This is a genomic window from Xanthobacter autotrophicus, assembly GCF_029991245.1.
GTDB lineage: Bacteria > Pseudomonadota > Alphaproteobacteria > Rhizobiales > Xanthobacteraceae > Xanthobacter > Xanthobacter autotrophicus_C.
Window position 1 is genome coordinate 14,512 of the sequence record NZ_JAIVFO010000017.1, and the last position, 23,829, is coordinate 38,340.

A 23,829-nucleotide genomic window follows, 5' to 3' on the forward strand; every position below is an offset into this window, starting at 1 on the left:
ATCAGGCCTCCAGCCGGCGGGCCGCGTCATGGATCGCGGCGCGGATGCGGTGGTAGGTGGCGCAGCGGCAGACATTGCCGTCCATCGCCGCGTCGATGTCGGGATCGGTGGGCTTCTTGTTTTCGGCGAGCAGCGCCACCGCGGACATGATCTGCCCGGATTGGCAATAGCCGCACTGGACCACGTCGAGGCTCACCCAGGCGGCGCGGACCGCCTCGGCCTCGCGGCCCTGGAGGCCCTCGATGGTGATGATCTTGGCGTTGCCGACGTCGCCGAGCGTGGTCTGGCAGGACCGCACCGGCGTGCCGTCGAGATGCACGGTGCAGGCGCCGCACAGGGCCTGGCCGCAGCCGAACTTGGTGCCGACGAGATCAAGCTCGTCGCGCAGGACCCAGAGCAGCGGTGTATCGGGATCGGCGTCGACGGTGCGCGCCTGTCCGTTCACTGTGAGTGTGACGGCCATGGGTACCTCGGTATTGCGAGAGGCACAGCCGCATCTGTGCTTGATAAGGCGAGGGGGACGCGCATTCCACGCGCCCCAGGGTCCATGGCGCCGCCCCGACGCAGATGGTCCCGCTCCCAAATGCTAGCCCGCTTTCTCGATGGATTCCAGACTGCGGTGCCATCACGATCCGGGGAGCATGGCGGGCGATCGATCCGGCGTGCGCTTTCGGGTGTGCCACCACAGCAGGAGGAAAGCCCGAAAGGCCACTTGTCGTTTCCAGGAACCTGTGGAACCTACGGGAGATCACATCGGGAAATGTTCCATAATCTGGAGACTGGTATGCTGGCCGCGCGGCGAAATCTGGCAGATCGGCCCCGCGCCGCGGCCAACCGGGGGCCGGACCGGGATGATGCCCGTTTCGCGCGGCCGGGCGTGACGGTGGCGGATGCCGGCGAGGCCATCCGTGGCGGCGCATGAGGCGGCCCTCGCGGCGCTGAGCCGCCGGGGCCGGTTGCGCACGCTGGCTCCCGCGCAGGGCGCCGATTTTGCCTCAAATGATTATCTGGGCCTTGCCCAGTCGGAGGAATTGCGCCAGGCCGCATCCGCCGCGCTGGCCCGCGGCGTGCCGCTGGGCGCCGGCGGATCGCGCCTGCTGCGCGGCAACCACCCGGAGCACGAGGCCCTGGAAGCCGAGGCGGCGGCCTTCTTCGGTGCCGAGGCCGCGCTGTTCTTCGCCGGCGGATTCGCCGCCAACGCCGCGCTGGTTTCCACCCTGCCGCGCCGGGGCGACCTCGTAGTCTATGACGAACTCATCCATGCCAGCGTCCATGAGGGCCTCGCCGGGGCTTCATCGGCGGAGCGCGTCGAGGCGGTGGCGACGCGGCATGCCGATGCCGATGCCGTGGATGATGCCATCCGGGCCTGGCGCACCAGGGGCGGGCGCGGGCGCGCCTGGATCGCGGCGGAAACGCTCTACAGCATGGACGGCGATTTCGCCCCCCTCGACGATCTGTGCGCCGTGGCCGAGCGGCACGACGCCATGCTCCTGCTGGACGAGGCCCACGCCACCGGCGTCTATGGGCCGGCGGGGAGGGGGCTCGCCGCGCATCTGGAAGGGCGCGACACCGTGGTGACGCTGCACACCTGCGGCAAGGCGCTGGGCGTCATGGGCGCGCTGGTGTGCCTGCCGCGCGGGCTCAGGGACTATATGGTGAACCGTTCGCGGCCCTTCATCTACGCCACCGCGCCGTCGCCGCTGCTGGCTGCCACCGTGCGCGCGGCGCTGACCATCGCCGAAGCGGCGCAGGACCGGCGGGACCGCCTCATGGCGCGCATTGCCCATGCCCGGCGGGCGCTGGCCGGGATCGGCCTTCCGGCCACACACTCGCAGATCCAGAAGGTCATTCTGGGGTCCGACCGGCGGGCGACGGCCGTTGCCGGCGCCCTGCAGGCGCAAGGGTTCGATGTGCGGGCGATCCGCCCGCCCACCGTGCCGGAGGGCACCGCGCGCCTGCGTATTGCGCTGACGCTCAACGTGTCCGAGGCCGCTCTGGATGCGCTGGTGGATGCCCTCGCGCAGGCTCTCGCGGCGGGGCCGGGCGCCCAGGCCGAAAGGTCGGCCCAGTGACCGGCTACGTCGTCACCGGCACCGACACCGGCATCGGCAAGACCGTGTTTGCGGCCGCCCTCGCCGGCGCCCTCGACGCCGCCTACTGGAAGCCGGTGCAGGCCGGCCTGGACGGGGAGACGGATTCTCAGGTCGTGCAACGGTTGTCGGGCCTTGGGCCCGATCGCATCCTGCCCGAAGCCTACCGGCTCGTCCTGCCGGCCTCCCCGCACCGCGCGGCGGAGGCGGAGGGCATTGGCATCGATCCCGATGCGCTCGTGCTTCCTTCGACCACGCGGCCGCTGGTGGTCGAAGGGGCCGGCGGACCGCTGGTGCCGCTCACCCGCCGCCGGCTCTTTGCCGATGTGTTCGCCGCATGGGGATTGCCGGTGATCCTGTGCGCCCGCACCAGTCTCGGCACCATCAACCACACCCTGCTCGCCATCGAGGCGCTGTCGCGGCGGGGCATCGCGCTCCATGGCGTCGCCTTCATCGGCGAAGCCAACGAGGACAGCGAGCAGATCATCGCGGACCTCGGCGGCACCCGCCGCCTCGGGCGCCTGCCGCTCCTGCCCGATGTGACGCCCGCCACGCTCAAGGCCGCCTTCGCGGCGGCCTTCACCCTGGATGACTTCCAGCTCTGAACGCTTAGAAAGAGCACGCGCCGATCAAGTTGCACCGCAATCTGATCGGCGCGTGCTGCAGGACCTTCGGCAATGACTTCAAGCCCTTCTCCCGTCTGGCATCCCTTCACCCAGCATGCACTTGCCCCGGAGCCTCCGGTGGTGGTGCGCGGGGAGGGCGCCTGGCTGGAAACCGCCGGCGGCGGGCGCATTCTCGATGCCATTTCATCGTGGTGGGTCATCACCCACGGCCATTGCCATCCGCGCATCGTCGCGGCCATCGCGGAACAGGCCGGGCAACTCGACCAGGTGATCTTCGCCGGCCACACCCATCCGGCTGCCGAAGCGCTCGCGCGCGGCCTCGTGGCCATGACGCCGGCGGGGCTCGATCACGTCTTCTTCTCCGACAGCGGCTCCACCGCGGTCGAAGTCGCGCTCAAGATGGCGGCGGGCTACTGGCGCCACACCGGCGAGCAGCGCACCCGCATCCTCGCGCTGGAGCACGGCTATCACGGCGATACCATCGGCACCATGTCGGTGGGCGCGCGCGGCGTCTACAACGCGACCTACGAGCCGTTCCTGTTCGAGGTGACGCGGCTGCCGTTTCCCCACGCCGGCCGCGAGCAAGCGACCCTGGATGCGCTGGAAGCCGCCTGCCGGGACGCCCCGGCCGCGCTGCTGGTGGAGCCGCTGATCCTCGGCGCCGGCGGCATGTACATCTATGCCCCCGAAGTGCTGGCCGAAATGGCGGCGATCTGCGCGCGCCACGGCGTGCTCCTCATCGCCGACGAGGTGATGACCGGCTTCGGCCGCACCGGAACCCTGTTTGCCTGCGAGCAGGCGGGCGTGGTGCCGGACATTGCCTGCTATGCCAAGGGCCTCACCGGCGGCTCGCTGCCGCTGGCCGTCACCCTGTGCCGGCGCGCCATCTTCGAGGCGCACTATTCCACCGACCGGGCGCGCACCTTCTTCCATTCCAGCTCGTTCACGGCCAATCCCATCGCCTGCGCTGCGGCCGTCGCCAACCTGAAGATCTGGGCGGAAGAGCCGGTCGGCGCGCGCATCGCCGCGCTCGGGGCCGCGCAGGAGGCGCGCCTCGCGCGCTTCGGCGACGACCGGCGCTTTGCCAACGTGCGGCGCCTCGGCACCATCACGGCGCTGGACCTTGCGGCGCCCGATGCCGGCTACCTTGCGGAGGTCGGGCCACGGCTCGCCGCCTTCTTCCGGGAGGAGGGGCTGCTCATCCGCCCGCTGGGCAACACGCTTTATGTGATGCCGCCCTATTGCACCACGGCGGAAGACCTGGACCTTATCTATGGGGCCATCGGAACGGCGGCCGACCGCTTCGGGCGGGCATGAGCATGGCGCGAACAGCTGTGGCGGGAACCCGCATCGCCGGCTTCGGCCATTACGCACCGGAGCAGGTGGTGACCAGCGCGCAGATCGAGCGCGGGCTGGGCCTTGCAGAGGGCTGGATCTTCGGCCGCACCGGCATCCGCGAGCGGCGGGTCGCGGCGCCGCACGAGGCGGTGAGCGACCTTGCGTTCGCGGCCGCCGAAATGGCCCTGGCCGATGCGGGCCTCCCCAAGGCCGCCATCGGCCTCACCCTGCTGGCCACCAGCACCCCCGACCATCTGCTGCCGCCGACCGCGCCGTTGCTCGCCCACCGCCTTGGCCTGTCCGCGAGCGGCGCGGTGGACCTGACCGGGGCCTGCGCCGGCTTCCTCTATGCGCTGGTGCTGGCCGACGGCTTCGTGCGGACCACCGGACGTGCCGTCCTGGTGGTGGCGGCCAACATCCTGTCGCGCCGCATCGATCCCTCAGATCCGGCGACGGCGGCGCTGTTTGCCGATGCGGCGGGCGCTGTGGTGCTCGCCCCCTCGCCTCGGGACGGGACCGGCGTGGTCGGGTCTTGCCTCGCCTCCGACGGTTCGGGCTACGACCTCATCCAGATCCCCGACAGCGGCAGCCGCCTGTCGGCGACGGGTCAGGCCGGGGCCGGGCGAATGGTGATGCGGGAGGGCCGCGCGGTGTTTTCCCGGGCGGTGGCCATGATGGCCTCCTCCTGCCGCATGGCGCTGGAGGAGGCCGGGCTCACCCTCGATGAGGTGACCCATTTCCTGCCGCATCAGGCCAATGCCCGCATCATCACCGCGGTGGCCGAGCGGCTCGCCATCGGCCCGGAGCGGACCCTGTCGAGCGTTGCCGACTATGGCAATTCGTCCGCCGCCACCGTGCCCTTCACCCTGTCGGCGGTGCGCGAAGCCCGCGCCTATGGCGAGGGCGACGTGCTGCTCATCGCCGCCGCCGGCGCCGGCCTCACCGGCGGCGCCGCCGTGTTCCGGTTCTAGAGCGGGCGCTGCTGGCCCATGGTCAGGGCTTGAACGCCGCGCCGGCGATGCGCGCGCCGGCGCCGCCGATGGGCTGGGTGGTGTGGTCGTCCGGCCCGGCATGGACCACCAGCGCGAAGCCGGTCGGCGAAAGCAGGCCGTTGGCGCCGGTGAGAGCCACCGGGCTCGTCACCTCGGCCGACACCGAGCCATCGGCGACGGCGAAGATGTTGGGCAGGTCGCCCTCGTCGGGACCGTTGGGATTGAGCAGGCCGTGGGCCTTGCCGCCGTGGTTCACATGGGCTTTGGAGGCGAGGAACTTCTCGGTGTCGGAGCAGTCGGCCACCGCGTGGAAGTGGATGCCGTGCCAGCCGGGCGGGATGGCGCCCGGCTGAAGGGCGAGGCGCACGATGGTGACGCGGTCGGTCCCGGTGGCGGTGGCGGTGCCGATGGGCTTGCCGCTATTGCCGACCAGGTCCGCCTTGACCACGGTGGGCGCCGGGCCAGCGGGCGCCGCCGGCGTCTGGGCCAGCGCGGCCGGCGCGCCGGCGATCAGGATCGAAGCTGCGAGGAGCCAGTGTTTCGAGCCCATGGGTGCCTTCCTTGTCCTGCGGCGCGCTTGGCGCGCGTTTTATCGAACCGCGGCGTGCTTATACCACCGGCTCGCGTCTTCGGTCTCGGAAATGGGGAGGGCGGGTCACCCGGCCGCGCGCGCCCTACGGGGAAGCGGCACCTCAAGATGTGGATCGCGTCCCCACACCGCCCGGCTCAGGGTGCACCCCGAGCCGGGTCCGCGCCGCCTCAGGTCATCCTCACATGGCGGGGATGATGGCGATGTCGCTGACCGGGCCGTCGAGGCCCGCCACCTTGCCGGCGCTCGTGGCCTTGCCGGTGGCGAGGTCCACCCGGTACAGCATGGTCCCGGCCATCAGCCAGCCCTCGTTGGCGCCGGCGTCCGCCGCCACGATGTCGAAGGCGTAGCTTTTGCCCTCCACGCCGATCATGCCCACGGTGTTGAGGATGCCGTCATTGGGCGGCGCCTGCTTCACCAGCAGGCCGAGCTTGCCGTCGATGTCGTAGAGCGCGGTCTCCTTCGCGCCCTTCACGGAATTGGTGTAGGCGCCCGCCGCGACGGCTGGCGACTTGCCCATGTGCTTGTCGGCATCGGCGAACTTCAGCATGCCGTCGCGCACCACCTTGCCGTCATCCACATTGGCCCGCAGGTTGGTGCCGTCGGCACCGATGACGCGCAGGCGGTCGGCGACGGGGTTGAAGTCCACTGTCGCGGCGGTGCCGGCCGCCAGCATGGTCTCCAGCTTCGCCTTCGGCGTGGCGGTGCCGCTCACCGGGTCGATGGTGGCCACGGTGCCGTCCTCGAACAGGCCATAGAGCTTGCCGTCCGCCGGGCGCACGTCGATGCCCACGAGCTTGCCGGAGACGCCGGACACCTTCAGCGGGGCGGCGGCCTTCAGCGCCTTGGCGTCCACCACCGCGATGCGGTTGCCGTCCACCAGCGCCACCACGGTCTGGGCCGAGGCCGCCGCGGGCACCGCCATCGCGCTGGCGAGGGCGATCATCATGAGCGTGCTCTTCATCTCATTCTCCTGCTGTCGCACCGACCATCGCGGCCGGGTCGAAGCGGCTACACGCCAGCGCGGCGAACGGATGCAGCGGGGGGAGATTTTTTTGATTGCGGCCATCCACCGGTGGATGAGCGCCGTAAGGTCAACAGGACCACCAGAAAGCGGAAGGCGCAGCACGCGATGGCCTCGACGACGCCGGTCACGGCGCGGATCGATCCTGACGCGCTGGCGCGTGCGCTGGAGGGCTGCGCGCGCGGCGACCACGCCTGCCTGCGGGAGATTTATGACAAGATCGCGCCGCAGATGACGGGCGTCGCGCTCCGCCTGCTGCGGCGGCGCGATCTTGCCGAGGACGTGGTGCACGACACCTTCGTGCGCATCTGGGAGAAGGCGGCGACGTTCGATCCCGCCCGCGGCAGCGCCGTCACCTGGATGTTCGCGATCCTGCGCCATCGCGCGCTCAACGTGCTGCGCGCGGAGGGCCGCACCGACCTCACCGACGATTTCGAGCCCCTGGCCCTCGCCAGCGACGCGCCGGACGCCGAGGCGGTGGTGTGCGCCCTGTCGGAGGCGGGGGCCCTGCGGCGCTGCCTGGAGCGGCTGGACCCGCCCCGGCGCGTCGCCATCGTGCTCGCCTATACGCGCGGCCTCAGCCATGGTGAGCTGGCCGGCCGCATGGGCATTCCGCTGGGCACCGCCAAGTCCTGGATCCGCAGGAGCCTGCTTGCGCTCAGGGAGTGCATGGCATGAGCGAGGATCTCCACGCGCTGGCCGGCGAATATGTGCTCGGGCTGCTCGCTGGCGACGAGGCCCAGGCCTGCGCCGGGCGCCTTGCCGCCGATCCCGCCTTCGCCATGGCGGTGGAGCACTGGCGCGCCCGCCTCGCCGAATTCGATCTTTCGGCTCCGGCGCAGGTGCCCTCTGCCGCGGTGTGGGACCGGATTGCTGCCGCAACCGCCGCACCGCCCGCACTGTCATCGCCCGCCCGGGCGCGGCGGCCATCGGCCGGATGGGGGGCGGCCCTTTCCGCCGTGTGGGAGAGCCTGCCGGTGTGGCGCGGCATCGGGCTGGGGGCTGCCGCCGCGACGCTGCTGCTCGCCCTCGGTCTCGGCTTCCAGATGCGCGAGGCGGCGCGCGCGCCGGTGCTCGTCGCCGTGCTGCTGTCCGGAGACAACCGGCCGGCGGCAGTGGTCAACACCTTCAGGGACGGCCGCGCCGAACTGATCCCGCTCGCCGCGCTCCGCGCGCCGGAGGGCAAGTCGCTCCAGGTCTGGACCCTGTGGGACCGCGCGCGCGGTCCGGTCTCGGTCGGCCTGGTCGATGCCCTGCGCAGCCTCGACCTGCAGTTGAAGGGCCTGCCCACGGCGGTGCCGGAACAACTCTTCGAGGTGACCCTCGAACCCGCCGGCGGTTCGCCCACGGGCCGCCCCACCGGCCCCATCCTGATGAAAGGCACCGCCAGCCGCGCGCTGTGAGGGGGCGGCTGGGCTGTTGGCCCACGGGCCGGGCGCCGGAGCAAGGCAGGCCGGTGGCGTTGATTTTCAGGAGAATGGGCTGGTGCTGCGAGAGAGGATGAAGGTCCCGTTTCGTCTCCCGAAATCCATGCAATCAAGGCCCGTGCGGCAGAAATCCGCTGATGGCGACCCCACACGGGACCAGTCCCAGAGACGTGCGAATCAATAGTCAGCGGCAGCACCTTCATCTATGGTGCCGCGCCTTTTTCCAGCCTGATCGTCTCTCCCGTGACTCCCGCCGCCCGTCTGCAAGCTACTCTCGATCTGATGCATGAAGTCGATCGTGTCGCGCGTCCCGCCGATGCTGTCGTCTCGGCGTGGTTTCGGACCCGCCGCCATATCGGCGACAGGGATCGTGGCCATATCTGCGATCTGCTCTATGCGCTACTGCGACATCACGCACGAATAGTCTGGTGGTTGGCGAAGCACGGACGCCCGGACGTGCCCCGCAACCGGCTTTTGGCATGGCTTGCGCTCGATGGAGGCAAGACGCCCGATCAGGTCCATCGCCTGTTCACCGGTGGAAAATGCGCGCCTGCCGTCCTGATGGATCACGAGCGCGCGCTGTTGGTCAAATTGCACGGCTGCCCGATCGACCATCCAGCCATGCCGGACGACGTGCGCTTTGAATGTCCATCCTGGGCGCTCGACCATCTGCGGCGGCGTTTCCATGACTCGTTCGGGCGCGAGATGGCCGCGCTTCTGACAGCAGCCCCGCTCGATCTGCGCGTCAATCCGCTCAAGTCCACCCGCGAGGCCATGCTGCGCGCGCTGCGCGATCTTGGCCTGAAGGCCGAGGCGTCTCGCATGGCGCCTTACGGTCTTCGCGTGAAAGAGCGTCCCTCATTGGCCAGCCTGCCCATGTTGAAAAGCGGCGAGGTGGAGATTCAGGACGAGGGCTCGCAGCTTGTCGCCATGCTGGTCGACGCGCGGCCGGGCGAACGCGTGGTCGATTTCTGCGCCGGGGCTGGCGGCAAGACGCTGGCCATCGCCGCGCAGATGGCAAACAAGGGCCACGTCATGGCCTGCGATGTCTCGGACGGCCGTCTGAAGCGCGCTGCCGAGCGGTTCCGGCGTGCAGGACTCCACAATATCGAGACCAGGCCCCTGACCAGCGAAACGGATCGCTGGGTGAAGCGTCACAAGGGCAGTTTCGATCGGGTGCTGGTCGATGCGCCGTGCAGTGGCACCGGCACGTGGAGGCGGAATCCGGATGCGCGCTGGCGTCCGCTGGGCGCCGGGCTTGAGCATCTCCTGTCGCTACAGGCCAGTATTCTTGCGAGCGCCGCGCGGCTTGTGAAGCCCGGCGGACGGCTCGTCTACGCCACATGTTCCATGCTGCCGCAGGAAAACGAGGAGCAGGCGGCAACCTTCCTGGCGGCGCATCCTGCCTTTCAGGTCGTGCCGTTGCGCGAGGCTGCGCCGCAACTCAACGGTTCGGCGCATCCGGACTACCTGTCGCTGACGCCTGCCCGCCACGATACCGATGGCTTCTTTGCTGCCGTGATGCAGCGCGAGGCCGCTCCGGCGCCAGGGTAGCCATCGTCCAGGACGGTGCCGGCGCCGGGCAAGGCGGGGAACGCCCCCGCCGGTGTGGACCGTTCACTTGTTTATGGGAACGCCCTTCGTGGTGAAGCGCTGCGTCCCGCCCGTGCGGCGCACGGGTCGTCGCGTGCCGGCGGCCTTGCCTGTGCCGGGCGGCTGGTGGGCAGGCACGAGCTGGTCGGGGCGCGAACCGATCAGGTCGGCGCGGCCCATCTGCTTCAGCGCCTCGCGCAGCAGCGGCCAATTGTCGGGATCATGGTAGCGCAGGAACGCCTTGTGCAGCCGGCGCTGCCGAAGCCCCGTGACCGTCACCACCTTGTCGCTCCCTCCATGGCGCACGCCACGCAGTGGATTGACGCCGGTATGGTACATGGCCGTGGCCGTGGCCATGGGAGACGGCAGGAACGTCTGCACCTGATCGGCGCGGTAGCGGTTCTTCTTGAGCCAGAGCGCGAGGTTCATCATGTCCTCGTCGGTCGTGCCCGGATGCGCGGCAATGAAATACGGAATGAGGTAGTATTTCTTGCCGGCCTGCTTCACCGCGGCGTCGAACATCTCCTTGAAGCGATCGTAGGTGCCGATGCCCGGCTTCATCATCTTGTCGAGCGGGCCGCGCTCGGTGTGTTCGGGCGCGATCTTCAGATAGCCGCCGACGTGATGGGTCACCAGCTCCTTGATATATTCGGGGCTCTTCACCGCGAGATCGTAGCGCACGCCGGACGCGACCATCACCCTCTTGACGCCCTCCACCTCGCGGACCTTGCGATACAGCCGGATCAGCTCGTCGTGGGAGGTGTTCAGGTTCGGGCAGATGTCGGGAAAGACGCAGGACGGCAGCCGGCATGCCGCCTCGATCTTGGGATCCTTGCAGGCCATCCGGTACATGTTGGCGGTCGGCCCGCCGATGTCCGAGATCACGCCCGTGAACCCCGGTGTCCGGTCGCGGATCTGCTCGATCTCGCGCAGGATCGAGCCTTCCGAGCGGTTCTGGATGATGCGGCCCTCGTGCTCGGTGATGGAGCAGAAGGTGCAGCCGCCGAAGCAGCCGCGCATGATGGTCACCGAGAACTTGATCATGTCCCAGGCCGGGATCTTCGCATCGCCGTAGGAGGGATGCGGCGCGCGGGCGTAGGGCAGGTCGTAGACCGCGTCCATCTCGGCGGAGGTCAGCGGGATCGGCGGCGGGTTCAGCCACAGGTCGCGGTCGCCATGGCGCTGGACGAGCGGCCGCGCATTGCCGGGATTGCTCTCCCGGTGCAGCACGCGCGAGGCGCGGGCATAGGCCTCCTTGTCCTGCTCCACCTGCTCGCAGGCCGGCAGCCGGATCACCACATCGCCGGGGCGGCGGGCGGCCCCCTCATCGGCGGAGTCGAGATCGTCGGCGTGCAGTTCCGTGTAATGCTCGGGCACGCGGCGGAACAGCGCCACGCCCCGGATGGAATCGAGATCGCGCGGCGCCTCACCGGCGGCGAGGCGGTTCGCCACCTCAACGATGGCGCGCTCGGCATTGCCGTAAACCAGCAGATCCGCCTTGGCGTCCGCCAGGATCGAGCGGCGCACCTTGTCGGACCAGTAGTCGAAATGCGCGATGCGGCGCAGCGACGCCTCGATGCCGCCGAGCACGATCGGCACGTCCTTGAACGCCTCGCGGCAGCGTTGCGTGTAGACGATGGTTGAGCGGTCCGGCCGCCGGCCGCCTTCTCCTCCGGGCGTGTAGGCGTCGTCATGGCGCAGCCGGCGGTCCGCCGTGTAGCGGTTGACCATGGAGTCCATGTTGCCGCCGGTGACGCCGAAGAACAGCTTCGGCTTGCCCAGCGCCTTGAACGGCTCTGCCGACTGCCAGTCGGGCTGCGCGATGATGCCGACCCGGAAGCCCTGGGCTTCGAGCAGCCTGCCGATGATCGCCATGCCGAAGCTCGGATGATCCACATAGGCGTCGCCGGTCACCAGCACGATGTCGCAGGCGTCCCAGCCGAGCGCTGTCATCTCGGCGCGGCTCATGGGCAGAAACGGCGCCGCCGTGCCGGAAGGCGGCCGGTGGCGGGACAAGGAACTCAAGGGTTTTGCGGCGTCGGCGTGGGTGTCCATGGCGTTCACGCATAAGGCTCGACCGCAGCGAATTCAACTCACCCTGTTGTGGCCCTGGACCAATACCCCCGTGCATCGCCGGATGGCGGCGACGAAATCGAAGCTAAGATCGCCACACGCGCAACCGCCGGGATTTCGAGACCGCGCCGGATCTGCGCGCTGCCCGCACCGGCGCCGCCTGGAGCCGGGCCAGACCGTTGCTATGCCGGCAGGACGACCACCTTGGTTTTGACTGGCGTACGCGAGTACAGGTCTATCATGTCCTGACTGAGGAGGCCGACACAGCCGCTTGTAACGCCTGAGCCGATCGATTCGGGGTCGATGGTGGCGTAGATCGTGTAGAGCGTGTAGGTGCCGTTCTGATAGAGATGAAGCGTGCGGGCACCAAGGGGATTGTCGAGGCCGCCCGGCATGCCGCGGGCGTATTTGGCCGCCTCGGGCTGGCGCTGGATCATCTCCTTGGGCGGTGTCCAGGTCGCCCATTCGCTCTTGCGCCCGACATATGCGTCACCGCTCCACAGGAACCCGGCGCGGCCGACATTGGCCCCATAGCGGGTGGCGGTGCCTTCATCCTCGACGCGGTAGACGTAGTAATTGCCGGGATCGACGATAATGGTACCGGGCGCTTCCTTGGTGTCGTAACTCACCGTCCGGCGAAAATATTTCGGATTGACCTTTTTGACATCCACCGCCGGGATCGGGAATTTCTCGGTGGGCACCGGCCCGTAGAGCTTCTCCGCCTCGGCAAGGCTCATGCCATCGGATGACGCGCAGCCGGCGAGCCCGAGCGACCCGAGACCGAGGGCAGAGCCGACCAGAAACGACCGGCGGTTGAGGGACCCCGACCGAAGCCCAGGCAAAGCTGCCTCTTCAATTTCGCCAGCTGCGGCGTTCCCACCGTCCATCATCATGATTTGGCAGTTTCCCATGTCCGATTGCCCGACGAGAACATACGCCGGCATACATCCGCTGAACGTCTCGCGGAGCGGAGATTGCCGTCACGCGGCACGACTGGCAAGCTCGGGCTTCACTGCGCGGGGCTTGCCGTGCGCCAAAGCCGGCAGCGTCCACGCGGTCTCGCAGTCCCACGTCGCGCCGGCCTCGACAAAAACATGCCGATCATGGCATCAGTCAGGCCAGCGGCGCCACGGCTCATCCGCCCGGCCTTCTGGGGCCGAGAGCGGACCGTATGCTTCCGGGAATGTGGTCAACACCTCTCTGCGTCCGGCGCTCGGCTCCATCATTGATACAGATAGTGCGAATGCCGGATCTGTCCCGGCAGAGGAGGAGCAGAGCATGGCCGAGCGATTTGAACGGCACCGCCAACCCTGGACCCACGAGGAACTCGAAAAGCTCAAAGTGCTCGCCAAGAAGGGCATGGCACTCAAGGCGATTTCGAAAGCAATGACGCGCAGCGAGGAATCCATCAAAGACCGCGCCAAAATCGATGGCATCGGGATCACCAAGCTCCGTTAGGTCCTGCCCGCGGCCCTGAGCGCCACGCCAGGACCGCTGCAACCTCGGCCGTCGTCTGGATTGCGGCATCTACCGTCCGCGCTGGTCCCAGGAGCCGCCCATGGTCTTGACCAGATGGATGTAGTCGAACAGGTCGCTCAGCATGAAATGGCGGTTCTCCGCCGTATTCATGTGGGCGACCGTATGGGCGTCGCCTTCCAGATAGCGGAAGGCGGTGGTGCGAAACTGCTCGGGCAGGCCGAGATTGAAGGAGGAGGGCTGCGTGAGCATGCGGCAGATCTTCTGAAACAGCAGCCTGAACCGCTCGTCCTCGGGGCCCATGTAGACGTCCCCGAAATCCTCCTTGTACTGGCCGAAAAGGGCAAGGTAATCGCCGCTGTCGGGCTTGCGCTGCATCTTGCTATCCGTCCCTGTCACGCGTGGCACCGCATTCAAGATCAATGCCATCCCCATGCCGCACTCCGACGATGAGCGTTTTGCCGCATCGCATGGGCAATGAGCGCATCCCGCCCCAGGTTATCCTCATGCGGGAACTGGAGGCAGCACGATGATCGAGGTGCGGCAGAGCGCCGGTGGGGATCCCCTGAAATTCGAGGTCGTGGTGCGCGACACGGCGGGAGAGACCCGTCACGTGGTCACCATGGCACCGGCCACCTACCAGGAGCTGACGGCGGGGAGGTGCACCCCTGCCAAATGCGTCGAGGCCACCTTCCGCTTCCTGCTGGACCGGGAGCCGAAGGAACAGATCCTGGCGCGCTTCGATATGGCGGTCGTCCCGCATTATTATCCGGATTTCGTGGCGAAGCTCCCGAACTATCTGGCCCCCTCCTGATGTGCGCCGTCCCGGTCTGCGGGTGCCGGCAGGATTTCACCCAGCCGGGACGGCAGGGGCGGCATGATCATTGCTTGCGATTGCGCACGGATTGCGATGGCGTCGGTCTGCGACACAGGCCGTCACTTCATGAAGTGTTTGATCCTGTTGCAGCGGATATGCTCCCGCCAGACAGGCCCTGATTGTGTCAGGCCCTGATTGCCTTGATTGTTTCTTGTCCGCCCGCTTGGCGGGCCGCGGTTTCATCCTTGTTAATGCCCACACCTTTCATGCAGATCCTGCCTTATGAACACTTTCATCCACGCCCATGCGGGTGACGCCAACTGGCAGCTGGCCCTCGGCTCCTGCTGGGCGCAGGTGCGTCATCAACTGCCCGAGGGGAGCAAGCCCAATCTGGGCTGGTGCTACCTGACCGACCATTACACCCAGGCCGCGGGAAACATCATGGAGGCGCTCAGGGAGCGCCTGCCGCAGGTGCATTGGGTCGGCACCGTGGGGGTCGGCGTGGCAGCCGAGGCGGTGGAATATTTCGACGAGCCGGGCATGGCGCTGATGCTGGCCGAACTGCCGCCGGGCGCGTTCAAGCTGTTCTCCAGCCCCCAGCCTCTGGAGGCCGGGGCCGACGGCTTCGAGGCCTTCACCGCCCTGGTCCATGCCGATGGCGGCACCGCGGACCTGCCCGCGCAGCTCAAGGCCCTGAGCGACAAGACCACCACCGGCTATCTGTTCGGCGGCCTGTCTTCGGCCCGGAACCAGCCCCTGCTCTTTGCCGACGAAGTGCTGCTGGGCGGGGTTTCCGGCGTGGCCTTCGGCCCCGAAGTGCCCATCCTGTCCCGCGTCACCCAGGGCTGCCAGCCCATCGGCCCCCAGCGCACCATCACCCGCGCCGAGGGCAATTACCTCGTCACCCTGGACAATGGCCGGGCGCTGGACTGTGCGCTGGAGGATCTGGGCCTTGGCGCGGATACGCCCGATGCGGAGCTGGGCCAGGAGCTGGGCCAGACGCTGGCGGGGCTGGTCACCCCCGGCGAGGACGTCTCCACCCAGCCCGGCCAGTTCGGCACCAATACGGAGGTGCGCCATCTGCTCGGCGTCGGGCGCAAGGCCGGCGTGCTGGTGGTGGCAGAGCAGATCAGGGCCGGGATGCAGCTCGCCTTCTGCAAGCGGAACGCCGAGGCGGCCAGAACCGACCTGCTCCGCATCGTCGCCGATGTGCGGGCCAAGGCGGAAGCGGCTGGCGGCATCCGGGGCGCCCTCTACATCAGCTGCTCCGGGCGCGGCGGCCCCCATTTCGGCCAGCGCAACGCGGAATTCCAGATGGTCAGCGAGGGCCTCGGCCCCGTGCCCCTGGTGGGCTTCTTCGCCGGCGGGGAGATCGCGCGCCACCATCTCTATGGCTACACCGGCGTGCTGACGGTTTTCACCGGGCAGACCTGAGACAGGAAAAAGCACCGCGATGACACAGGCCCCCGCCGCGACGGATCAGCTCTCGATCGCCGAAGGCGAGGACCCGCGCCGCATCGTGTCGGCCTTTGGCGTCGCCGTGCCCCGCATCCTCTACGGCACGGCGTGGAAGAAGGAGCGCACCGCGGCGCTGGTGGAGATGGCCCTGCGCGCGGGTTTCCGGGGCATCGATACCGCGTGCCAGCCCAAGCACTATCACGAGCCGGGCGTCGGCGAGGGGCTGGCCGCGCTGCTGAAGGAGGGGCTCGCCCGCTCGGACCTCTATCTCCAGACCAAGTTCACCCCCTTGCAGGGGCAGGATCCGGACAATCTCCCCTACGATCCCAAGGCCAGCCTGAGCGCGCAGGTGCGCCAGTCCCTTCAGGCCTCTTTGTGCAACCTGCGCACGGACTATCTGGACGGCTTCGTCCTCCACTCCCCCTATCCGGAGGACAAGGATACGCTGGAGGTCTGGCGCGCCATGGAAGACCTCCATGCGCAAGGCGTGGTGCGCCAGCTGGGCATCAGCAATTGCTACGAGCCGGGCCGGCTGGAACGCCTCTTCCGCCAAGCCCGCATCAAGCCCGCCGTGGTGCAGAACCGCTTCCACGCCAAGACCCGCTACGACCGGGAAATCCGCGCCTTCTGCAAGGGCAATGGCATGCTCTATCAGAGCTTCTGGACCCTTACCGCCAATCCCGAGGTCCTCGCCCAGCCCGCCCTTGTTGAGATCGCGGACCGCTATGGCCGAACGGCGCCCCAGGTGTTCTTTCGCTTCCTGACCCAGCAGGACATGGTGTGCCTCACCGGCACCTCCTCCCCGGAGCATATGGCCCAGGATCTGGCCATATTCGAATTCCGCCTGAGCCCTGCCGAATGCAAGGCCATCGAGGCCCTGCTGGGCTAGTCCCGCCCGGGGTCCCATTCCAGGCCCTGCCCGAAAGGGCCGGACAAGCCTTCCCTTTCCGTCAGATCACCCGTCTTTGCCGCCAGGTTGCAGTTCTTCGCCGCAGGGGCCTGATCGCCGTCCTTTCGGCACGGCTGAGGTGGTCCCGGTTTGGCGGACAGATTGGCGGCTTTGCTAAGCTTGGTTCTGCTGTCCGTTACGCCGCCATGTCGATGCCTTCGCAGGCCGTATGGACCTCCTCAGGCGGTTTGCCGCCGAGGGCCGAGTGGGACCTCGTGCGATTGTAGGAGGTGAGAGCAAGCAAGTGAAGTCGCCGATTGCATCGTGTGCGACCAGAACCTGCCCATGATGACAGGCATCGAGTTACTCAATTCCATGAACGTCGAGCGCAGCAAAATACCCCTTATTCTCATTACCGCATTCGACATGCCAGGATTGGGTAAGCGAGCTGCCGACGGTGGTGCGTCAGCCTTGTTGATCACGCCTTTCTCGGGAGTTGCCTTACTCGATGCCATCAAGGCCGCCGTTGCCCTTTCGGGCAAGTCCGTCAGCCCGTTAGGCCAATAGTCGTCGTTCATGGGCGGCGCGATTGTGGCGCACATCCCTCGAACGGGCGCGCCAGGCAGCGGCCACGGAGCCCAACATGACTACACGCTCGAAAGCCTGGTGGGCCTGCGCAGCGCTGGTGGGCGGCTTTGCCGTAGCCTCGACTATTAGCGCCGGCCCGGTCGCCGCGCAAGGCACATCAGCGAAGCCAAATATCCTTTTCATCATGGGAGATGACATCGGCTACATGCAGCCCAGCATCTACCATCGTGGCCTCATGGTGGGCGAAACGCCCAATATCGACCGCATAGGCCGCGAAGGGGCGTTGTTCACGGACTACTACGCCGAACAGAGCTGCACGGCCGGGCGCAATGCCTTCTTCACTGGCATGCACCCGCTCCGCACCGGTATGATTCCGCCGCAGCTACCCGGCAGTTCATCCTATTTGAGGCCTGGCACACCGGCTCTCGCCAAGTTCCTTTATGACCTCGGCTATTCGACAGGCGAGTTCGGCAAAAATCATCTCGGTGACCACACCGATGCGCTTCCGACCGCCCATGGCTTCCAGGAGTTCTGGGGCTACCTGTATCATCTCGACGCCATGCAGGGCGTGAGCTTCCCGGACATCAACAAAACACCGACCGAGCAGACGGTGGCGCCGCCTTGCCGCAATACTCCCGTTCCAGGCCTGACAGACCCGCCGGGCGCCGTGGATCAGGCCACAACGCTCTGTCTTATGCCGCCCCGCCCCGTGATCGCCTGTAAATCCTCGGACGGGACGTCTGCCAACCAGACCTGCAAGGACGAAGGTCCCCTGACGCTGGATCGCTCAGAGACGATTGACGAAGAAATCTCGGGCAAGGTCATCGATTTTCTTGGGCGCAACGATCCTGCGAAGACCGGCAAGCCGTTCTTCGTTTGGTACAATCCTGCCCGCATGCACATTACCACCGTGCTTTCAGACAAATATAAGAACATGATCGGCGAGCCCGGCGGCAAGGATTGGGGCGCCAACGAAGCCGGCATGAAGCAGATGGACGATAATATCGGCTACGTCCTCAAGAAGCTTGAGGAGATGGGCCAGCTCGAAAACACCATCATCGTCTTTACCACCGACAACGGCGCAGAGACCATCACATTCCCCGATGGCGGCACCACGCCGTTCAAGGGTGGGAAGCTGAGCACCTGGGAAGGCGGCATGCGCGCGCCTCAGGTGGTACGCTGGCCCAATCACATCGCGCCAGGAACCGTCAAGACCGAGATATTCGCATCTCTTGACTGGTTGCCGACACTCGTGGAGATCGCTGGCGGCGAGAAAGGTAACGACCTCAAGGCGAGGATCGAGAAGGGTGCTTATCCTGGCATCGTCAAGACCACGCTCGATGGCGTCAACCAACTGGCCTACCTCGAAGGTAAATCGGAGAAATCCGCACGCAACACGTTCTTCTATTACTCCGGTAAGGACCCGTCCGCCGTTCGCTACAAGAACTGGAAGATGTATTTCGCGATGGTCTCGGACTCGCCAACCGGATTCCTCACCGGCGTCGTACCTTATCACTGGACCCAGGTCGTCAATATCAAGCGCGATCCGTTCGAGACCTCGATCGGCGCACAGATCAAGACGCTCACCGGCATGGGCGGCGCCCTAACCGCTCCAGCGACGGCCTATGTCTACGACTGGAACATGCTTCCGATCGGCCAGGCACTCTGGCTGAAGGAACTATCAACCTACATCGACTACCCGCCCCTGCAGGACCCGGCGAGCTACAACCTCGATCAAGTCATGCAGCAGGTGAAGCAGATGAAGACGACTAGTCGCGCGGGCGAATAGCTTTTGATCGATGAAGGGGCAGGCGTTCCGCGCCTGTCCCCTATTTTGGGGTGAAGGCCATGCCGCACAAGCGTCTCATCACAATCATCCGTCGGGCAGCGTCAGCCGGATTGATCGTGCTGGCGGTTTTAGGGCCATTGATGTCTCAAGACGCATCGGCGGACGCCGATCCGCTCCCTTCGTGGAACGATGGCCCCCCCGCCAGGCAAGCCATCCTCGACTTCGTAAGGATCACCACGGACAAGACGGGGCCGGATTTTGTCCCTGAAGCCGAGCGTATCGCCGCATTCGATCAGGACGGCACGCTCTGGGTCGAGCACCCCATCTATTCACAGGTCATGTACTGCCTCGATCGTGTGCCGGCCGTGGTGGCAAAAAAGCCTGAGCTGAAATCTGTCGAGCCGTTCAAGACCGTGCTCTCCGGCAATCAGGCAGCCATCGCGAAGCTCTCGATGAAGGACCTCGAGAAAATCCTGGTTGCAACCCTAACCGGGATGTCGGTGACTGACTTCAACGCCGAGGTGTCGGCATGGATCACTACGGCCAAGCATCCGAAATTCGGCCGCCTGTACACCTACCTCGTCTATCAGCCGATGTTGGAGCTACTCAGCTATTTGCGAACCAATGGCTACAAGACCTACATCGCCACAGGCGGCGGGCAGGATTTCGTTCGGGTCTATTCCGAGCGCGTTTACGGCATACCGCCTGAGCAAGTGGTTGGCTCTGTCGGCGGCACGAGCTTTGGCTACACCAAGGACGGAGAGCCTTTCCTCACCAAGGACCCCAGACTGCTGCTGAACGACGATAAGGCCGGCAAACCCGAAGGCATTCATCTGATGATCGGGCGCCGGCCGAATGCGGCATTCGGCAACTCGTCGGGCGACCGGCAGATGCTTGAATATGCCACGGCAGGTGGTGGCTCGCGACTTGGCATGCTCGTGCTCCACGACGATGCTGAGCGGGAGTTCGCCTATGGGCCGGCGCGGGGGCTGCCGCAAACCAAAATCGGAACGTTCCCGCAAACTCTTGCCGACGAAGCGCAGAAGAAGGGCTGGACGGTGATCAGCATGAAGAAAGACTGGAAGCACGTGTTCCCGTTCGAGAAATAGGAACTTCTAACTGTGACCAGATCGACCAGGACGCGGCCTCGACATCAGACCTCGTCGGACCTCGCGGACGACCTGATGGTCTTCATTCCCGGCGGTCGCTTCCGCATGGGCTCCGACCATCATTATGCCGAGGAAAAGCCGGCGCATTGGGTAAAGGTCGACGCCTTCTTCATCGATGCCGCCCCGGTGACCAACGCACAGTTCCGCGCCTTCGTTGATGCCACCGGCTACGTCACCTTGGCCGAGATCGCGCCCAATGCCAAGGATTACCCCGGCGCGCTGCCGAAGATGATGAAGGCCGGTTCGCTCGTCTTCACCCCGCCCGACCATCCGGTCGACCTGCGCGACTGGCGGCAATGGTGGGCGTTCCGTTTTCGCGCCAGTTGGCGCAAGCCCTATGGACCGGGCAGTTCTACCAAGGGGCTCGACGATCATCCCGTGGTCCACATCGCCTATGCGGATGCACTGGCCTATGCGCGCTGGACCGGCAAGGACCTGCCGACCGAGGCCGAATGGGAATTCGCCGCGCGCGGCGGGCTCGACGGTATGGAGTATGCCTGGGGCGACGAGTTCACCCCCGATGGCCGCCAGATGGCCAATACTTGGCAGGGCGAGTTTCCGTTCCAGAACCTCGCGCTCGACGGGTTTGAACGCACCTCGCCGGTGAAGACCTACCCGCCGAATGGCTACGGCCTCTACGACATGATCGGCAATGTCTGGGAATGGACCGCCGACTTCTGGTCGACCCGTCATCCCGAGGCGGCGCAGAACGCCTGCTGCGTTCCACAGAACCCGCGCGGCGGGCCGGAGGAAGCGAGCCTCGATCCCTCCCAGCCGATGATCCGCATCCCGCGCAAGGTCGTGAAGGGTGGCTCGCATCTGTGTGCGCCGAACTATTGCCGGCGCTACCGGCCAGCCGCGCGCCACGCCGAGCCGATCGACAGTGCGATGAGCCACATCGGCTTTCGCTGCGTGCGCCGTCCCGCGACCGCTGAAGAGAGGTACGATGCCGGATCCGCACCCTAGCGGTGTGGACGCATTTGATGAGGATGAAGCTCAGGGCGAGGGCGACGCGCTTGAATCGCTTCAGCTTGCGTTGGGACGCCGTCATCGGGTGCCGTGCAGGCGCACGGCGAGACACATCATCACCCCGGCGCTCGGGGCGCGGAGGCCGAGCGCGGGGCTACTGTCCTGCGATGGGGCAGGGGCGGCGGAGGGTTTGGGTCGTCGCGCTCATGGGCGGATCACAGCCTGTCTGCTTACGTTATGTCAAGTGCTGTGGACGGCGGCCGCTCGGCACCGGTGCAACCGGTTGCACTGAAACGGACTGGGAGGCACGGGTCCCCACGCCCCATCATCGAGCGGCGGGATCACCCTGGGGCAAACGGGCGACTTTGCGGGTGCCGCATTGTATGCTCGCCGGTCTTGGTCAACCTGGATCCCGTTCAGCATGTCCGTCGCCTTCACGCGCGAAAACGACCTCGAAGCGACCGCCGCCGACCTGCCCGACCGGCCGATCTCGCCGCATCCAAATCTGGTGACACCCACGGGGATGGCGGCGCTGGATGCGGCCTTGGGCGAGGCGCGGGCCGCCTATGCGCAGGCGCAGACCGGCGATGTGCAGGCCGACCGGATGGCCATGGCGCGGGCGACCCGCGACCTGCGCTATTACAGCGCCCGGCGGGCCAGCGCCCAATTGGTCGAAGCTGTTGCCCATCCCAGGTCGGTCCAGTTCGGGACCACCGTCACCATCGACCGCGAGGATGGCCGCCGCCAGGTCTTTCGCATCGTCGGCGAGGATGAGGCCGACCCGGCCAAGGGCTCGGTGTCCTATGTCTCGCCGCTGGCGAAAGCCCTGATGAGCAAGGGCGTGGGGGATGTGGCGCTGGTGGCCGGCGGCGAGGTGGAGGTGCTGGAGATCGCTTGATGGAGCACGTTCAGCGGTGCACCGTTCATTTCCCGTCCACCCCGTTCCATCGGCCACTGTCCTCAAGTCCCGATGACGCAATAACGGTCAGCGATCGCGGAGGCTGGTGTGGCGAGCCACTGTTTGTTGCAACCGGTTGCAACGAGGCTCAAAGGTCCACAAGGCAAAAGGCGACCGGGACACGAGACGGGCATCTGAAATAGAAGATCTGCGTAGTCCTCCAGGTGCTCAGGGACCTCCCCGCTGTGACAGCCGAAAATCTTGCCGGAGCAGTAGAAGGTCCGCGGCATGAACGGCCGTATGCCGAGCGTGATGGCCAAGGCGTCGCCTGAGCCGTGATCGTCCACCTCGATGTCGGTCACGTTCTCCACATCGAGCTGGTAGGGGGGATCTCGTCTCCGACTGTAGCAGGAGACTGTAGCAAGTGCCGCTTCAAGCCCTTGATCTTGCCCATCGTTTAGGATTTGCAATGGGTTGGAATGGTGCTGCGAGAGAGGATTGAACTCTCGACCTCTCCCTTACCAAGGGAGTGCTCTACCACTGAGCTACCGCAGCGCACCGGGTGGACCTTGGAACATCCGAAGAGGGACTATTCCAACGGCCCGGAAGGCGACGGCATTGCCGTCGTCAGGCGGCTTCCTCTGCCACATGCAGGGGGCAGGTGCAAGGGGGCGATGCATCTTGGCAGGTGAAGATGCGACTTCTCCCCAGGCGTGGCCGGCCGAACGCCTGAGCAGACGCAGCGATGCATTTTTGCGCGTGCACACGGCTTGAGCGTTTCCGCTTCCCCGGCTAGCCTCCAGTTCACGAGGCCAGTTCGGGGGACATGATGGCTGCGGATAAGGCGCGGAAGGAAACCATCGGTGCCGTCCGGCGATCGTTCGCTCCCTGGACCGACCCGACCAAGACCCCCCTCATTCGATTCGAGAATGTGGTGAAGCGCTTCGGCGACTTCACCGCGGTCGATCATGTGAGCCTCGACATCTACGAGCGCGAGTTCTTCGCCCTGCTCGGTCCTTCCGGCTGCGGCAAGACGACCCTCATGCGCATGCTCGCCGGCTTCGAGGAGCCCTCCGAAGGCCGCCTCACCCTGGCGGGGGAGGACCTGGCCGGCGTGCCGCCCTACCGGCGGCCGGTGAACATGATGTTCCAGTCCTACGCCCTGTTCCCGCACATGAATGTTCAGGACAACATCGCCTTCGGCCTCAAGCAGGACAAGATGAGCAAGGGCGAGATCGACGCCCGCGTCGAGGAGATGCTGAAGCTCGTCAAGCTGGAGAAGTTCGCCAAGCGCAAGCCGCACCAGCTTTCCGGCGGCCAGCGCCAGCGCGTGGCCCTGGCCCGGTCGCTGGCCAAGCGGCCCAAGGTGCTGCTGCTCGATGAGCCGCTGGGCGCCCTCGACAAGAAGCTGCGGGAGGAAACCCAGTTCGAGCTGATGGACCTGCAGATGGACCTCGGCATGACCTTCCTGATCGTGACCCACGACCAGGAAGAGGCCATGACGGTGGCCGACCGAATCGCGGTCATGAACCAGGGCGTGCTGGTGCAGGTGGCGCCGCCCTCGGTGATCTACGAGCAGCCGGCCACCCGCTACGTGGCCGACTTCATCGGCGAGGTGAACCTCATCGAGGGCACGATCACAACCGCCGGGCATGACGAGACCCACATCTCCTCGCCGGTGACGCGCTTTCCCCTGGTGGTGGCGCAGGGCGTGGATTGCAAGGCCGGGGACAAGGCCTGCATCGCCATCCGACCCGAGAAACTGCGCATCGCGCTGGAACCGCCGGCTGACCAGACCGAAAATCTCTTCGAGGGCGAGATCTGGGACATCGGCTATCTGGGCGATCTCTCCATCTACCATGTGGAATTGGCCTGCGGGCAGCGAATCAAGGTCTCGCAGCCGAACCTGTCGCGCATGGTGGCGCGGCCGATCTCGTGGGACGACAAGGTCTGGGTGACCTTCGCGCCCCACGCCGGCGTGGTGCTGACCTGATGGGATCTCGCGCATTTCATCGCGCGACGGG

At 66.6% G+C, this 23,829-nt stretch carries 23 protein-coding genes, 1 tRNA gene and 1 pseudogene; 17 read left to right on the plus strand and 8 right to left on the minus strand.

Going from position 1 to position 23,829, the window contains the following annotated elements; translation table 11 throughout:
* Position 1: 1 nt before the first annotated feature.
* Positions 2-463: a (2Fe-2S)-binding protein gene (locus K9U41_RS05180; RefSeq protein ID WP_282639792.1), complete on the minus strand. Its 462-nt coding sequence runs from the start codon at positions 461-463 to the stop codon at positions 2-4.
* Between the two features lie 427 nt (positions 464-890).
* On the opposite strand from K9U41_RS05180, the gene K9U41_RS05185 reads away from it, so the two are divergent.
* From K9U41_RS05185 to K9U41_RS05200, 4 genes are all read left to right on the plus strand, one after another.
* Positions 891-2,072 carry an 8-amino-7-oxononanoate synthase gene (locus K9U41_RS05185; RefSeq protein WP_282639793.1) on the plus strand — a complete coding sequence of 394 codons (1,182 nt, stop codon included), beginning with the start codon at positions 891-893 and terminating at the stop codon, positions 2,070-2,072.
* The gene (gene bioD, locus K9U41_RS05190) at positions 2,069-2,695 is read left to right on the plus strand and encodes a dethiobiotin synthase (protein WP_282639794.1); all 627 of its coding nucleotides are present in this window, start codon (positions 2,069-2,071) and stop codon (positions 2,693-2,695) included. Before K9U41_RS05185 ends, bioD begins: the two co-directional genes overlap by 4 nt.
* A 72-nt stretch (positions 2,696-2,767) precedes the next feature.
* Complete coding sequence (locus K9U41_RS05195; protein ID WP_282639795.1) at positions 2,768-4,033, plus strand: adenosylmethionine--8-amino-7-oxononanoate transaminase; 1,266 nt, start codon at positions 2,768-2,770, stop codon at positions 4,031-4,033.
* A gap of 2 nt (positions 4,034-4,035) precedes the next feature.
* A complete protein-coding gene (locus K9U41_RS05200) occupies positions 4,036-5,025 on the plus strand; it encodes a beta-ketoacyl-ACP synthase III (RefSeq protein WP_282639796.1) in 990 nt (329 codons plus the stop codon).
* Positions 5,026-5,047: 22 nt separating this feature from the next.
* On the opposite strand, the gene K9U41_RS05205 is transcribed toward K9U41_RS05200, so the two are convergent.
* Complete coding sequence (locus K9U41_RS05205) at positions 5,048-5,596, minus strand: superoxide dismutase family protein (RefSeq protein WP_282639797.1); 549 nt, start codon at positions 5,594-5,596, stop codon at positions 5,048-5,050.
* 220 nt (positions 5,597-5,816) lie between these two features.
* Positions 5,817-6,599, minus strand: a complete 783-nt coding sequence (locus K9U41_RS05210; protein WP_282639798.1) for a DUF4394 domain-containing protein — start codon at positions 6,597-6,599, stop codon at positions 5,817-5,819.
* A gap of 168 nt (positions 6,600-6,767) precedes the next feature.
* Between K9U41_RS05210 and K9U41_RS05215 the strand changes: the two genes are divergently transcribed.
* The 3 genes from K9U41_RS05215 (at position 6,768) to K9U41_RS05225 (ending at position 9,640) form a co-directional block, all read left to right on the plus strand.
* On the plus strand, positions 6,768-7,337 hold the full coding sequence (locus tag K9U41_RS05215; protein WP_282639799.1) for a sigma-70 family RNA polymerase sigma factor: 570 nt from the start codon (positions 6,768-6,770) through the stop codon (positions 7,335-7,337).
* Positions 7,334-8,062 carry an anti-sigma factor gene (locus K9U41_RS05220; RefSeq protein ID WP_282639800.1) on the plus strand — a complete coding sequence of 243 codons (729 nt, stop codon included), beginning with the start codon at positions 7,334-7,336 and terminating at the stop codon, positions 8,060-8,062. The genes K9U41_RS05215 and K9U41_RS05220 overlap by 4 nt, the downstream gene beginning before the upstream one ends.
* A gap of 267 nt (positions 8,063-8,329) precedes the next feature.
* Positions 8,330-9,640, plus strand: coding sequence for an RsmB/NOP family class I SAM-dependent RNA methyltransferase (locus tag K9U41_RS05225; RefSeq protein ID WP_282639801.1), 1,311 nt, complete (start codon positions 8,330-8,332; stop codon positions 9,638-9,640).
* A gap of 63 nt (positions 9,641-9,703) precedes the next feature.
* Here the strand turns inward: K9U41_RS05225 and K9U41_RS05230 are convergent, their stop codons facing one another.
* Both K9U41_RS05230 and K9U41_RS05235 read right to left on the minus strand, forming a co-directional pair.
* Complete coding sequence (locus K9U41_RS05230) at positions 9,704-11,734, minus strand: YgiQ family radical SAM protein (protein WP_282639818.1); 2,031 nt, start codon at positions 11,732-11,734, stop codon at positions 9,704-9,706.
* Between the two features lie 200 nt (positions 11,735-11,934).
* The gene (locus K9U41_RS05235; protein ID WP_282639802.1) at positions 11,935-12,645 is read right to left on the minus strand and encodes a L,D-transpeptidase; all 711 of its coding nucleotides are present in this window, start codon (positions 12,643-12,645) and stop codon (positions 11,935-11,937) included.
* 385 nt (positions 12,646-13,030) lie between these two features.
* Here K9U41_RS05235 and K9U41_RS05240 point away from each other — a divergent pair, with 385 nt between their 5' ends.
* Complete coding sequence (locus K9U41_RS05240) at positions 13,031-13,210, plus strand: hypothetical protein (protein ID WP_282639803.1); 180 nt, start codon at positions 13,031-13,033, stop codon at positions 13,208-13,210.
* Positions 13,211-13,279: 69 nt separating this feature from the next.
* Here the strand turns inward: K9U41_RS05240 and K9U41_RS05245 are convergent, their stop codons facing one another.
* On the minus strand, positions 13,280-13,606 hold the full coding sequence (locus tag K9U41_RS05245) for a hypothetical protein (RefSeq protein ID WP_282639804.1): 327 nt from the start codon (positions 13,604-13,606) through the stop codon (positions 13,280-13,282).
* 151 nt (positions 13,607-13,757) lie between these two features.
* Here K9U41_RS05245 and K9U41_RS05250 point away from each other — a divergent pair, with 151 nt between their 5' ends.
* The 8 genes and pseudogenes from K9U41_RS05250 (at position 13,758) to greA (ending at position 21,805) form a co-directional block, all read left to right on the plus strand.
* A complete protein-coding gene (locus K9U41_RS05250; RefSeq protein ID WP_282639805.1) occupies positions 13,758-14,042 on the plus strand; it encodes a hypothetical protein in 285 nt (94 codons plus the stop codon).
* Positions 14,043-14,327: 285 nt separating this feature from the next.
* Complete coding sequence (locus tag K9U41_RS05255) at positions 14,328-15,479, plus strand: FIST signal transduction protein (protein WP_282639806.1); 1,152 nt, start codon at positions 14,328-14,330, stop codon at positions 15,477-15,479.
* A 19-nt stretch (positions 15,480-15,498) separates the two neighbouring features.
* Positions 15,499-16,392, plus strand: coding sequence for an aldo/keto reductase family protein (locus K9U41_RS05260; protein ID WP_282639807.1), 894 nt, complete (start codon positions 15,499-15,501; stop codon positions 16,390-16,392).
* A gap of 318 nt (positions 16,393-16,710) precedes the next feature.
* Positions 16,711-16,959: pseudogene (locus K9U41_RS05265) on the plus strand (response regulator); the annotation flags it as partial.
* A gap of 76 nt (positions 16,960-17,035) precedes the next feature.
* Positions 17,036-18,769, plus strand: coding sequence for an arylsulfatase (locus K9U41_RS05270; RefSeq protein WP_282639808.1), 1,734 nt, complete (start codon positions 17,036-17,038; stop codon positions 18,767-18,769).
* Between the two features lie 59 nt (positions 18,770-18,828).
* Positions 18,829-19,878: an HAD family hydrolase gene (locus K9U41_RS05275; protein ID WP_282639809.1), complete on the plus strand. Its 1,050-nt coding sequence runs from the start codon at positions 18,829-18,831 to the stop codon at positions 19,876-19,878.
* Positions 19,879-19,953: 75 nt separating this feature from the next.
* On the plus strand, positions 19,954-20,904 hold the full coding sequence (locus K9U41_RS05280; RefSeq protein ID WP_282639810.1) for a formylglycine-generating enzyme family protein: 951 nt from the start codon (positions 19,954-19,956) through the stop codon (positions 20,902-20,904).
* A gap of 424 nt (positions 20,905-21,328) precedes the next feature.
* The gene (greA, locus tag K9U41_RS05285; RefSeq protein WP_282639811.1) at positions 21,329-21,805 is read left to right on the plus strand and encodes a transcription elongation factor GreA; all 477 of its coding nucleotides are present in this window, start codon (positions 21,329-21,331) and stop codon (positions 21,803-21,805) included.
* Between the two features lie 62 nt (positions 21,806-21,867).
* Here the strand turns inward: greA and K9U41_RS05290 are convergent, their stop codons facing one another.
* Together K9U41_RS05290 and K9U41_RS05295 are read right to left on the minus strand one after the other, a co-directional pair.
* Complete coding sequence (locus K9U41_RS05290; RefSeq protein WP_282639812.1) at positions 21,868-22,167, minus strand: hypothetical protein; 300 nt, start codon at positions 22,165-22,167, stop codon at positions 21,868-21,870.
* A gap of 118 nt (positions 22,168-22,285) precedes the next feature.
* A tRNA-Thr gene (locus K9U41_RS05295) sits at positions 22,286-22,360 on the minus strand.
* Between the two features lie 274 nt (positions 22,361-22,634).
* On the opposite strand from K9U41_RS05295, the gene K9U41_RS05300 reads away from it, so the two are divergent.
* Entirely contained in the window at positions 22,635-23,798 is a 1,164-nt protein-coding gene (locus K9U41_RS05300; protein WP_282639819.1) for an ABC transporter ATP-binding protein, read from the plus strand.
* The last annotated feature ends 31 nt before the right edge of the window (positions 23,799-23,829 follow it).